The 12,918-nt window shown below is 59.0% G+C and carries 12 protein-coding genes and 1 riboswitch; of the genes, 11 read left to right on the forward strand and 1 reads right to left on the reverse strand.

The annotated features are described in order from the left end of the window. Positions 1-5 precede the first annotated feature (5 nt). The gene (locus ACR0NW_RS17985) at positions 6-872 is read right to left on the reverse strand and encodes a glycosyltransferase family protein (protein ID WP_480451868.1); all 867 of its coding nucleotides are present in this window, start codon (positions 870-872) and stop codon (positions 6-8) included. A 121-nt stretch (positions 873-993) separates the two neighbouring features. On the opposite strand from ACR0NW_RS17985, the gene miaB reads away from it, so the two are divergent. The 11 genes from miaB (at position 994) to ACR0NW_RS18040 (ending at position 12,905) form a co-directional block, all read left to right on the forward strand. Beyond that, a complete protein-coding gene (gene miaB / locus ACR0NW_RS17990; protein WP_480451869.1) occupies positions 994-2,313 on the forward strand; it encodes a tRNA (N6-isopentenyl adenosine(37)-C2)-methylthiotransferase MiaB in 1,320 nt (439 codons plus the stop codon). Between the two features lie 180 nt (positions 2,314-2,493). After that, positions 2,494-3,264, forward strand: coding sequence for an outer membrane protein (locus ACR0NW_RS17995; protein ID WP_480451871.1), 771 nt, complete (start codon positions 2,494-2,496; stop codon positions 3,262-3,264). Positions 3,265-3,416: 152 nt separating this feature from the next. Beyond that, positions 3,417-4,442, forward strand: coding sequence for a PhoH family protein (locus ACR0NW_RS18000; protein WP_480451873.1), 1,026 nt, complete (start codon positions 3,417-3,419; stop codon positions 4,440-4,442). A gap of 18 nt (positions 4,443-4,460) precedes the next feature. After that, positions 4,461-4,955: an rRNA maturation RNase YbeY gene (gene ybeY / locus ACR0NW_RS18005; protein WP_480451875.1), complete on the forward strand. Its 495-nt coding sequence runs from the start codon at positions 4,461-4,463 to the stop codon at positions 4,953-4,955. Between the two features lie 36 nt (positions 4,956-4,991). Continuing rightward, positions 4,992-5,879 (forward strand): hemolysin family protein, encoded by an 888-nt coding sequence (locus ACR0NW_RS18010; RefSeq protein ID WP_170654171.1) that lies wholly within the window; start codon positions 4,992-4,994, stop codon positions 5,877-5,879. After that, positions 5,876-7,381 (forward strand): apolipoprotein N-acyltransferase, encoded by a 1,506-nt coding sequence (gene lnt / locus ACR0NW_RS18015; protein ID WP_480451876.1) that lies wholly within the window; start codon positions 5,876-5,878, stop codon positions 7,379-7,381. Before ACR0NW_RS18010 ends, lnt begins: the two co-directional genes overlap by 4 nt. 42 nt (positions 7,382-7,423) lie before the next feature. Beyond that, a riboswitch (SAM-SAH riboswitch) is annotated at positions 7,424-7,473 on the forward strand. Positions 7,474-7,479: 6 nt separating this feature from the next. Beyond that, positions 7,480-8,661, forward strand: coding sequence for a methionine adenosyltransferase (metK, locus tag ACR0NW_RS18020; RefSeq protein ID WP_170654167.1), 1,182 nt, complete (start codon positions 7,480-7,482; stop codon positions 8,659-8,661). Between the two features lie 144 nt (positions 8,662-8,805). After that, positions 8,806-9,519, forward strand: coding sequence for a tRNA (guanosine(46)-N7)-methyltransferase TrmB (trmB, locus tag ACR0NW_RS18025; protein ID WP_480451878.1), 714 nt, complete (start codon positions 8,806-8,808; stop codon positions 9,517-9,519). Positions 9,520-9,609: 90 nt separating this feature from the next. Next, on the forward strand, positions 9,610-10,683 hold the full coding sequence (locus ACR0NW_RS18030; RefSeq protein WP_480451880.1) for an amidohydrolase family protein: 1,074 nt from the start codon (positions 9,610-9,612) through the stop codon (positions 10,681-10,683). A gap of 96 nt (positions 10,684-10,779) precedes the next feature. After that, positions 10,780-12,126, forward strand: a complete 1,347-nt coding sequence (aroA, locus tag ACR0NW_RS18035) for a 3-phosphoshikimate 1-carboxyvinyltransferase (RefSeq protein WP_480451882.1) — start codon at positions 10,780-10,782, stop codon at positions 12,124-12,126. Positions 12,127-12,287: 161 nt separating this feature from the next. Then, on the forward strand, positions 12,288-12,905 hold the full coding sequence (locus ACR0NW_RS18040; RefSeq protein WP_480451883.1) for a (d)CMP kinase: 618 nt from the start codon (positions 12,288-12,290) through the stop codon (positions 12,903-12,905). The last annotated feature ends 13 nt before the right edge of the window (positions 12,906-12,918 follow it).

A 12,918-nucleotide genomic window follows, 5' to 3' on the forward strand; every position in this document is an offset into this window, starting at 1 on the left:
GGCGGTCAGAACCACTGCCCCGGTTCCATCAGGCCGAGATCAAGCAGTTGTTGCGAGTGCCATTCGAACGGCACCGAATTGCGCCAGCGAAAGCTGGTGATGGCATTGCGCGACCCCGGATTTCGCCTGAGCGCCTTTGCGGCGCGGAATGAACAGATCGAGGCCGTCAGATTGTGGTGCCAGGGACAGGAATAGGTGTTGTATTCCTGATCGCTGAACGTGTGGTTGGGCCTGATCCGAAGGCCGGGTTTCGATTTGAAGATCGCAATCCGGTCAATGCGGCGGCGCTCATAAGGCACGTGTTCCTCAAAGCGCCAGCGCAAGCCGCCCGAAAAGTCCAGTTGCCGGTCAAAAGGGCGTTTGTTTTCGGCGTCATAGCGCGACTGCGCATAATAGCCGGTCCTGTCCAGCATCGCCTGATCGAGCGAAACCGCGCCGGGGCAGGCGTCCAGATCACCGGCATAAAGATCGATGACATATGAGAGCATGGCGTCGCGCCGCTCTTCCCCGTGAAAGGCTAGCATCTCGCCAATGGTTCTGGTTTCGCAGAAAGGGTAATAGAGGTATTCCGCGTTGAAGCAGTAATACATCCATACGCCCGGCGCGGCGTCGATGATCCGGTTGATCGTGTCGAAAACGTTGGCGCCCTGAGAGTAGTTGCCCGTAACGCGATAAATACGTTCCGAGAGCTGAGGTTCCGGTGCAATGTCCTGAGGCGTGAATGCGATCACCGATCTGAATCCAAGATCCAGATGATGGCGCAGCGTGCTGTCCACTTCGACTTCGTCCTCGACGAAGACAAGCGCGACCGGCCCACGGGCAAGTGCCGCTGAACCCTGTTTCAGAAATTCGTCTAGGGTTTCGTACTGCATGGTCCGGCCTTTGCCTGCATTGCTGGAATTCCGGGTCAAATTCGGGTAATTGCGCCTGCATTGCAAGCGGCGTCCGATCCGTATAGATGACGCCGGTCCAGCGAATGCAAAGGCCAGCCCCATGTCCGAACCCAAGAAGCTTTATATCAAGACCTATGGCTGTCAGATGAACGTCTATGACAGCGAGCGCATGGCCGAGGCGCTGGGCGGTCAGGGCTATGTCGAGACCAAAAGCCCCGATGACGCGGACATGATCCTGCTGAACACCTGCCATATCCGGGAAAAGGCGGCTGAAAAGGTTTATTCCGAACTGGGTCGTTTCAAGGGACTGAAAGCGGACAAGCCCGACCTCAAGATCGGTGTCGCTGGATGTGTCGCACAGGCCGAGGGCGAAGAGATCATGCGCCGCCAGCCGCTTGTCGATCTGGTGGTGGGGCCGCAGAGCTATCACCGCTTGCCCGAGATGGAGGCAAAGACACAGGCCGGGGAAAAGGCGCTGGATACCGACTTCCCCGAGGAAGACAAGTTCGAGAAGCTGAAGAATCGCCCCAAGGCCAAGCGTGGTCCGACTGCGTTTCTGACCGTACAGGAGGGTTGCGACAAGTTTTGTGCCTTCTGTGTTGTGCCCTATACCCGCGGGGCCGAGGTCAGTCGACCAGCGGACCGCATTCTGCGTGAGGCGCAGGATCTGGTTGAACGGGGCGTGCGCGAAATCACTCTGCTGGGTCAGAACGTCAACGCCTATCATGGGGCCGGTCCGAATGGTGACATGACACTGGCCGGTCTGATCTGGGAACTGAACAAGGTCGACGGGTTGGAGCGTATCCGTTTCACCACCTCGCATCCCAACGACATGGCGGACGATCTGATCGAAGCGCACGGGACCTGTGAAAAACTGATGCCCTATCTGCATCTACCGGTGCAATCGGGGTCGGACAAGATACTCAAACGGATGAACCGCAGCCACACGGCGGAAAGCTATCTGCGGCTGATCGAACGCATTCGCGCCGCGCGTCCGGATATCCTGATGTCCGGTGACTTCATCGTGGGCTTCCCGGAAGAGACCGAAGAGGATTTTCAGGCGACACTCGATCTCGTGGAAGAGGTGAAATACGGCTACGCCTATTCCTTCAAGTATTCCACACGCCCCGGCACCCCGGCGGCAGAGCGCCCACAGGTGGACGCGGCAGAGGCGGATGACCGCCTACAGCGTCTTCAGGGGCTGATCACCCGCCACCAGCGCGAAATTCAGGACGGCATGGTCGGCCGCGAGGTGAGCGTGCTGTTCGAAAAGCCGGGGCGGCTTGACGGGCAGATGGTCGGAAAATCCGAGTATCTTCACGCAGTTCACGTCGCGGGCGCGGATGTGCAGGCCGGTGATCTGCGCCGCGTTCGGGTCAAATCCTCGGGTGCGAATTCGCTGGCCGGTGAGTTGATCTGACCTGACCTGTATCGCAGTCAGACACCATATTTGGCGTTTGTTTCCAAAATTTACCCTTGATTTATGCTTCGGAACCATGTTCCGAGGATAGATGGATCATGCCCTGTCAGTGTATCAGGGGGTTGGACAAAGGGGTCCGGAGAGTTGGTTATCAGGTTGCCGAAGGTCAGGAGGGTGCGAGTGTCATACAAAGCAGGGCTCGCGAAATTGGGTGCCGGATGTCTTCGCGCTCTGGCAGTTGTGTCGTTGATTTCGGTTGCCGGTACCCCATCACAGGCGGGCACCTTGTCCGAAGCCCCGATAGAACCTCCGGTTATCAGTCCGACACCTGTCTCAAGCGGCCTCAGCCATTTTTACGGCGGGTTCAGTCTTGGCTATGGCTGGGGCAAATCCGACCGTTTTGGCGTACGCAATGGCGGAACAACCGTCGACATCGGGGATCTGAAGATCGACGGTGCCTTCGGCGGCATCCGTGGCGGATGGCGCGCGAATCTGCCCATCGGCGAAGGCCGCAGCTATGTCTATGGTTTTGAGCTGGGCTTTGATCTTGCGGGGCTTGAGGATTCGACAACCGGGCCTGCATTCGGTCGGACGCTTGGTGGCAAGTCCGAAGTCACCGACATTTTCAGCCTGCGGTTTCGCAGCGGCATAACGAATCGCAGTGGTAAAACCCTGTATTTCGGCTCAGTCGGCTATGTGAACGGCGGTGTGGAGACGACACTTTTGGGTGCCGGATCGGGAAGCAGCAGTTCGATGGAAGAATCCGATCGTCGCAACGGGTTTCTGCTGAGTCTCGGTGCCGAGCACCAACTGTCCGAAAAGTGGTCGCTGACGGGGGAATATGAATACGTGCAGTTCCAGTCCAAAGTGATTGATTTCTCGTCAGCACTGTCGACGAAGTCGACCCCGACCTATGGTGGCGTACGGTTCGGGCTGAACTACAAATTCTGAATTTGGCTGATTTGTGGATCGTGTTGGCAGGCCAAGTACGGTGTCTGCCGCAACGGTTTTGGTTCACCCGGAATAAATTTTAAAACTGTGGCTTGCACCCGGCGAGAAATGTTGTCTACGCTCGGGGGGACACGCCAAGACAGGAGAACGGATTGGCCATCGGTGCCCTGAACCCACCGCAGGATGACATGCCCCCGCCAGAGGTGCTTGTTGAATTTCCAGACAACCGGCTATTGATAGATTTGTGCGGCGAATACGACCGCAATCTTGCCGATATTGAGCAAAAACTGACGGTGCAGATTCTGCGGCGCGGAAATCAGTTGGCGATCATCGGCGACGAGGACGCGCAAAAGCAGGCGGTCGAGATTTTGCAGGCGCTGTACGAACGCCTTGAAGGTGGTCGACCGGTCGAATCGGCCGATGTGGATCGCGAATTGCGGATGGGCGGTTCTGAAGAGGATACCGGTGTGCGCGACGGCGATCAGCTTGAGATGTTCAAGGGCGGCACGGTCGAGATCAAGACCCGCAAAAAGCTGGTGGAACCGCGTACGGATGCCCAGAAGGCCTATGTCCAGTCGTTGTTCAGCAATGAACTGGCCTTTGGCATCGGCCCCGCCGGTACCGGCAAGACCTATCTGGCCGTAGCGGTCGGAGTTTCGATGTTCATCGGCGGCCATGTCGACCGCATCATCCTCAGCCGCCCGGCAGTCGAGGCCGGGGAAAAGCTGGGATATCTGCCCGGCGACATGAAGGACAAGGTCGATCCGTACATGCAGCCTCTTTATGATGCGCTGAATGACTTCCTACCCGGAAAGCAGCTTGCCAAATTGATCGAGGAAAAGCGGATCGAAATCGCGCCGCTGGCATTTATGCGAGGGCGAACGCTGGCCAACGCCTTTGTGGTGCTGGACGAGGCGCAGAACGCGACCACCATGCAGATGAAGATGTTCCTGACCCGGCTGGGTGAGGGCAGTCGCATGGTGATCACCGGCGACCGTTCTCAGGTCGACCTGCCGCGCGGAGTGCAGTCAGGGTTGGCGGATGCCGAAAGGCTGTTGAAGACGATCCCGAATATCAGCTTCAATTATTTCACCTCGAAAGATGTCGTGCGTCATCCGCTTGTCGCGGCGATCATCGAGGCGTATGAGGCCGACGCTGGCCGGCCATCGACCGGCTGAACCTGATCGGGATCGCTGATGAACCTGGAAATGACAGTTGAGGACGCCCGCTGGCGGGACCTTGAGCCGTTGGCGCGCACTGCTGTTAAGGCGACCCTCGAGCATTGCGGTCTTGATCCGGAATTGTGCGAGGTCAGCCTGCTGGCCTGTGACGATGCCCGCATTTCCGAACTGAACGCCGAATTTCGCGGAAAGCCATCGCCGACAAATGTTCTGAGCTGGCCTGCCGAGGATCTGGCGCCTGCCGGGGCAGGGGATATTCCGCCTGTTCCGCAGCCCGATTTCACAGGCGAAATTGCGCTGGGCGACATCGCGATTTCTTACGATACCTGCGCTCGCGAGGCCGAAAATGAGGGTAAATCCGTAAACGATCACGTCACTCATCTGATTGTGCACGGCGTTTTGCATCTTTTGGGGTATGATCACATTCGTGACCCTGACGCCACTTTGATGGAACGCGTCGAGGTCGAAATACTTGGCAAGATGGGTATCGATGACCCATATAATGGGTAATTGGGGTCATCCGACCCGATCATTTGGAACAGGAAAATGGGCGAAACAGACGGCAGTTCTATGGCGGCGCATGGCGCGCAACCCCGGAACGACGATACCCAACTCGAAGAGAGAAGCGGACTTTTTTCCCGTATTCTGGACGCGTTCTCTTCTCATGATGACAACGAAACTGCCCCGGAAAACGGGCAAGAGGTCTTGGCCGCGCAGCCGCGCGGGATGATCAACTTGCGCCGAATGCGGGTTGAGGACGTGGCAATTCCGACAGCCGAGATCATCTCGGTTCCGGCGACAACTGCGAAAGAAGAACTGGCGCAGGTGTTTCGTGACAGTGGCATGTCCCGTATCCCGGTCTACGAGGGTACGCTGGATACGCCGCTTGGATTTGTGCATCTCAAGGATTTTGCGCTTACCCACGGCTTTAACGGAGAGTCGGCAGAATTCGATCTCAGATCCATGCTGAGAACCTTGCTGTTTGTACCGCCGTCCATGCCGATCGGTGTTCTGCTGACCAAGATGCAGACCGAGCGGCGCCATATGGCCCTTGTGATTGACGAATATGGCGGCGTTGACGGTCTGGTGACGATCGAAGACCTGATTGAACAGGTTGTGGGCGAAATTGCCGACGAACATGACGCGGATGAAGACAAGCTGTGGATCAAGGACAAACCCGGTTGTTACACGGTTCAGGCCCGCGTGCCGCTTGAGGATTTCGAGGCCGAGATCGGGCAATCGCTGACGAGTCACGAGGATGTGGACGAGGAAGAGATAGATACGCTGGGTGGTTTGGTCTTTATGTTGTCCGGGCGTGTACCCGCGCGCGGAGAGGTCGTGATCCACCCCGAAGGTCCTGAATTCGAGGTCATCGACGCCGATCCGCGCCGCATCAAGCGCCTGCGAGTGATGCTGCCGGGCGTTACTGCATGAACCCTGCCACGCGCTGGCCATTCTGGCTGCGGCTCATACTGGCGGTCCTGCTGGGCAGCGTCGCGGCTTTCGGATTAGCGCCATTTGGTTTCTGGCCAGCAACGTTGTTGTCTTTGGTTGCGTTGCCTGCGCTGTTTCTGTCCTGTGAAAGCAAAAAGCGGGCGGTCTGGCTGGGCTGGCTGTTTGCCACCGGGTATTTCGGCCATGCGCTGATCTGGATCGTGGAGCCCTTTCTGGTGGACGCTCAGCGCCACGCCTGGATGGCCCCGTTCGCGCTGGTCTTCATGGCGGGTGGAATGGCGTTGTTCTGGGCTCCGGCGTTCTGGTTTGCGCGGCGACCCGATGCGACACCTGAGGATCAAGGCCTGTTGCTGACCCTGTTTCTGTCACTGGGCGAGGTTGCTCGCGGATATCTGTTCACCGGTTTCCCATGGGCAGGCGTTGCGCAGATCTGGGTAAATACCCCCGTTGCACAGATGCTGTCGCTGATTGGTCCCTATGGACTGGGCGCCCTGACATTCGCCGTCACGCTGCCACTGGGCGCCGCCTTGTCCTCCGGCCGGGTGAACCGGGCCTTGTTGTGGCCGGTTGTGGTGGCCGTTGGATTCGCGGTTACGGCTTTGGGATATGGGCTGACGCGTCCCGAAGCGGAGCTTTCGGGCGATGTTGTCCGGCTGGTGCAACCGAACGCCCCGCAGCATCAGAAATGGGACCCACAATACGCGCCCCTGTTTTTCAATCGCCAGATCGACTTTACCTCCGCTGGCCCGCGTCCGGATTTGATCGTCTGGCCGGAAACCGCGATTCCGGTCTGGCTGGAAAATGCCGGGCATGTTCTTGACGCCATCGCGCTGGCTGCGCAGGGCGTTCCGGTTATCCTCGGCGCGCAGCGCAGCGAGGGTGCCCGTATCTATAACTCGATGGTGTATCTGGACGAGACCGGCCAGCAGGCCGGGTTGTATGACAAGCACCACCTGGTTCCCTTTGGTGAGTATGTGCCTTTGGGGAACCTCATGTCCCGAATAGGCATTCACGGATTTGCCACCACCGCAGGGCAGGGGTTCAGCGCCGGGCCGGGGGCGTCCGTGCTGAACCTTGGCGGGCTGGGTCTGGCTCTGCCGCTTATCTGCTATGAGGCAGTATTCACTCAGGACGTCCTGTCTGCGCCCGAACGTCCCGCGTTCCTGTTGCAGATCACCAATGATGCATGGTTTGGCACCCGGTCCGGGCCGTATCAGCATCTGGCGCAGGCTCAAATGCGGGCGATCGAGCATGGCGTGCCGATGTTGAGATCTGCAAATACCGGTGTTTCCGCCGTCATCGATCCGCTTGGACGCATCACCGGTTCGTTGCCCTTGGGTGAGGCCGGTTTCATCGATGCCGAGATACCCCAGCCTTTGCCCCCGACATTTTATAGCCGATTGGGCGACGGTCCTGTCTTTTTCGCGTTATTGGGGCTGGTTGCGTTACTTTTGCGCAGCGTTCGCCGGGGTAAGCGGTAATTTCCAATTGACCCCCGGTGTCCCTGCGCGTATCCCGATCTTCGCCTGTCACAACGGCTTCCTGGCGTGGTGGGCTTGACCCTAATGGAGCACTTTTTATGTCCCGTCAGAATTATACTTTCACTTCGGAGTCCGTTTCCGAAGGGCACCCCGACAAGGTCTGCGACCGGATTTCGGACGCCGTGCTTGATGCATTCCTGAACGAAGAACCCGAAGCGCGCGTCGCGTGCGAGACTTTCGCAACGACTGATCGCGTGGTGATCGGGGGCGAGGTTGGTCTGTCGGATCAGGACAAACTGCACGACTATATGGGGCGCATCGATGAAATCGCACGCGCCTGTGTCAAGGATATCGGCTACGAGCAGGACAAGTTTCACCACCAAACCGTCGAGGTGACGAACCTGCTGCACGAACAGTCGGCCCATATCGCCCAGGGTGTGGATGCATCCGATGACAAGGACGAGGGTGCGGGCGATCAGGGTATCATGTTCGGCTACGCTACGACCGAAACCCCTGCGCTGATGCCTGCTCCGATCCAGTATTCGCACGCAATCCTGCGCCGTCTGGCCGAAGTGCGCAAAAACGGGACCGAACCGGCACTGGGTCCGGATGCGAAATCGCAGCTGTCCGTCGTTTATCGCGATGGCAAGCCGGTTGGCGTCAGCTCGGTTGTTCTGTCGACTCAGCATCTGGACGAGACGCTGAGCTCGGATGACATCCGCCAGATCGTCGAGCCCTATATTCGCGAAACCCTGCCCGAGGGCTGGCTGAACGGCGAAACAGAATGGCATGTGAACCCGACCGGCAAGTTCGTCATCGGCGGACCGGACGGGGATGCGGGCCTGACGGGCCGCAAGATCATCGTGGATACCTATGGCGGTGCCGCGCCGCACGGCGGCGGTGCGTTTTCGGGCAAGGACCCGACCAAGGTTGACCGCTCGGCAGCCTATGCTGCGCGCTATCTGGCCAAGAATGTGGTTGCGGCGGGTATGGCCGAACGCTGCACAATTCAGCTTAGCTATGCCATTGGCGTCTCGAAACCCCTGTCCATCTATGCGGATACCCACGGCACCGGTCAGGTGTCGGATGCCGAGATCGAAAAGGCCGTAGGTCAGGTCATGGACCTCACACCGCGCGGCATCCGCAAACATCTCGAGCTGAACAAGCCGATCTACCAGCGCACGGCGGCCTATGGTCACTTTGGCCGTGAGCCCGATGCAGATGGTGGATTCAGCTGGGAACGCACCGATCTGGCTGACGCCCTGAAACGGGCCGTCTAACAAAAAACGAGGGTTCGGCGCATCCTAAAGGCTGCGCCGTTTCCTCTTGCCTGAAATATCTCGGGGGTGTGGGGGTTGGCCCCACATCCAGCCGCGGAACGGCCCCTCTTGCAACGGGCAAGCCTCCGCAGTATGGCCACCGCCATGAGCACCGAGACCCCGCAACGCCCCCGCCGAAACTTCTATGGCCGCTTCAAAGGAAAAACCCTGAAGCCCAGTCAAAAGACGTATCTGAGCGAAGACCTCGCGGCACTGTCACCCGGCGCCGTGGACTGGGACAGCAACCCTCAGCGCGCCCCCATTGATCTGGATGGACTGTTTGGGGGCAAACCAGTCTGGCTGGAAATCGGCTTTGGCGGCGGCGAGCATCTTGTGCATCAGGCTGGGCAAAACCCGGATATCGGCATCATCGGTGCAGAGCCTTTCATCAACGGTGTCGCGATGCTGCTGGGTAAAATTCGTCGTGCAGGCGTCAATAACCTTTCTGTACACCCGGGGGACGCCCGCGATCTGTTCGATGTGCTGCCTCAACAAAGTATCTCGCGCGCTTTTCTTCTATATCCTGATCCCTGGCCCAAGAAGCGCCACCATCGCCGACGGTTCGTCACGCCTGAACATCTGGAACCGCTGGCGCGCGTCCTGAAACCGGGATCGATCTTTCGTGTGGCAACTGACATCCCCGACTATGTGAGGCAAACACTGGAGGAGGTGCCGCGCGCTGGTTTCGAATGGCTGGCCGAAGGCCCCGCCGACTGGCGCGAGCCATGGGATGACTGGATATCGACCCGTTACGAACAAAAGGCGCTGCGCGAGGGGCGGCTGCCGCACTATCTGACGTTCCGCCGGACAGGCGACTAATTCGCATCACGATCCCGCAAGACCTGAGAGCTGTGTTAGAATGGGGGGCAGATTGCACTTCCCTTTCCAGACGTTCTTTCAGGAATTGCCATGTCCGACTTTCAGATTACCAATTGCCATACGCACCTGTTTCACGGGCAGCACGTGCCCGAGGATTATCCCTATCCGGCCCTGAAGCCGTTCAAACGAATGCCTTGGATCATAAAAGTGCTGGCATTTGGCGCACGTATGATCGGGCAACATCCGGTCGCCGACAAGCTTGACCGGCTGTATCGCTTTCAAAAGGAAACAACGGCAGATAGTCAGCGGTCCATTCTGGACAACATGCGACGCCATTATCCTGACAGCACCCGCTTCGTCGTTCTGCCGATGGAACTGTCCGCTTTTGGATTTGGCGCGCCAGCCGTTTCATTGCGTGCCCAACATGATGAGCTGGCCGAACTTGCGCGGAATCCCGAAGTTGGAAGATCGGTCATCCCGTTCGCGACGATTGACCCGCGTGCGGACCCGCAGGCAACGGAGTTGTGGCGCGCAATAGACACGCTTGGCTTTCGCGGTGTGAAGATCTATCCGCGTCTGGGATTTGCACCGGATGATCCGGTGTTGATGGAACGCGTCTACCCGAAGATGGAACGCAACGGACTGCCGCTGATGACCCATTGTTCGCGTGGCGGGGTTCAGGGGCGGGACCTGTCGGATCACTGGGCAGATCGGTATACCGAGCCCGAGGCCTATATTCCGGTCATGCGCGCCTTTCCCGGGTTGAGGATATGTCTTGCACATTTCGGCGGGCAGCGCGACTGGGAGGCATACGTCAATCCGGAACGGAATGATCCGCTTGATGATGCTTACAGCCGAAACTGGCAGGTGGCGATCCGCCGTATGATTGGCAGTGGTGACTATCCGGGCTTATGGACCGATATTTCCTATACCCTGTTTCAGTTCGAAGATTTCGTGCCCTTCCTGCGTATCTTCCTGATGGGAGAGGACGAAGAAGGCGCGCGCCTGCGATCAAGGGTTCTATTTGGTTCAGACTATTACATGACCCGACAGGAAAAGCTGTCCGAGCGGTCCGTGTGTTTCCGCCTGAGGAACGCACTGGGTGAAGAAGTGTTCCGCCAGATCGCGGAAGAAAACCCCGCCAGATGGCTGGGCGAGATCTGAGAACAAGGGCCAAAGCAACGCGACCTAGTATTGCCGCTGGACGCTGCGGCGCCAATTCGCTAATCGGCAGTGACTGATAGCGCAAAAGGAGCCCCCATGTCCGGACACGGCACGCCCATCCCGATGACGTCTCATCCCTGCGGCCCGCTGACGGGTACGGCTGAGGTTCCGGGCGACAAATCGATCTCGCACCGGTCGCTGATCCTTGGGGCAATGGCGGTAGGTGAGACGAAGATTTCCGGTTTGCTGGAAGGCGAGGATGTTCTGGATACCGCCAAGGCGATGCGTGCCCTTGGGGCAGAAGTGATCGATCACGGAGGCGGCAACTGGTCGGTCCACGGCGTAGGCGTTGGTGGATTTGCCGAACCCGATCAGGTGATCGATTGCGGTAATTCCGGCACCGGTGTGCGTTTGATCATGGGCGCGATGGCCACATCTGGGATCTCGGCAACGTTTACCGGGGATGCCAGCCTGAACAAGCGGCCGATGGCGCGGGTTACCGATCCGCTGGCATTGTTCGGAACAAAATCGGTCGGGCGTTCCGGTGGGCGTTTGCCAATGACTATCGTGGGCGCAGCCGATCCAGTCCCGGTGCGCTATGAGGTGCCGGTTCCTTCGGCGCAGGTGAAATCCGCAGTGTTGCTGGCAGGGCTGAATGCACCGGGCAAAACGGTCGTGATCGAACAGGAGGCGACCCGCGATCACTCTGAACGGATGCTGGCCGGTTTCGGTGCCGAAATCACGGTCGAAGATACCGATGAGGGGCGCGTGATCACCCTGACCGGGCGGCCTGAGCTGAAACCGCAGGTCATTGCGGTTCCGCGCGACCCGTCCAGCGCGGCCTTTCCTGTTTGTGCCGCTCTGATCACGCCGGGTTCGGACGTACTGGTGCCTGGGATCGGGTTGAACCCAACCCGCGCGGGTCTGTTCACCACTCTGCGGGAAATGGGGGCCGACCTGAGCTATGAAAATGAGCGCGAAGAAGGTGGCGAGCCGGTTGCCGACCTGCGCGCCCGTTATTCGCCGGACATGAAGGGGATCACCGTTCCGCCCGAGCGTGCGGCGTCGATGATTGACGAATACCCCGTCCTGTCGGTTGTTGCGGCCAATGCCACGGGCACCACGATGATGGGTGGCGTCAAGGAATTGCGCGTCAAGGAAAGCGACCGCATCGACGCCATGGCGCGTGGATTGCGCGCCAATGGCGTCACGGTTGAAGAAGGTGACGACTGGTGGACCGTCGAAGGGCTGGGCATCGGTGGCGTTCCCGGCGGCGGCACCTGCGAAAGTTATCTGGACCATCGCATTGCCATGTCTTTCATGGTGATGGGCATGGGCGCGCAAAGCTCTGTTTCGGTGGATGACGGCGGCCCAATTGCCACTTCCTTTCCGATCTTCGAGCCGCTGATGGGCGGGCTTGGGGCCAAACTGGCACGCGGCTGATCTGATCAACAGCGGTCCGGTTTCGGGATATTGCGGCTTCTGGTGAAACTCGGCTTCTGACTGTGAAGCGGGGCGGGCTTCGCCGGGCAAGGCGCATTTCAGGTTCCTTTTTGGGGGTCCTGTTGCTAAGGCCTTGGGGTACAGATTTTCCGGAGAAGATGATGAGTTTCACCGTAGCCATCGATGGTCCAGCCGCCGCCGGAAAGGGGACGATCTCGAAAGCGGTTGCTGCGCATTTTGGGTTTGCCCATCTGGATACGGGCCTGCTGTATCGCGCTGTCGGACGCCGGGTGCTGAACGGCGAAGACCCGGTTGCGGCGGCTCAGGCGTTGACGGCGGAAGAACTGGATCAGGGTGATTTACGCACGGCTGATGTGGCGCAGGCTGCATCGAAAGTTGCGGTTAATACCGAGGTCCGCACCGCTTTGGTGAATTTTCAGCGCTCCTTTGCCAAGCGTGACGGCGGTGCGGTGTTGGATGGCCGGGATATAGGGACGGTTATCTGCCCGCAAGCTGAAGTAAAGCTGTATGTCACCGCCAGCCCCGAAGTGCGCGCCGAACGTCGCTTTCTTGAACTCAGCGCCAAAGGTGAGGACGTCACGCGTGATGGCGTCCTTGCAGACGTGCGCGAAAGGGATGCGCGTGATGCGGGCCGAAGTGCGGCGCCCATGAAACCCGCCGAGGATGCGGTTTTGCTTGATACATCGAATTTGTCGGTGGAAGAGGCTTTGGATCGTGCCATCGCACAGGTCCGGTCAAAACTGCCCGCGAAGACATAAGCGACGCAGGCAG

Source organism: Ruegeria sp. CF5 (assembly GCF_056537325.1).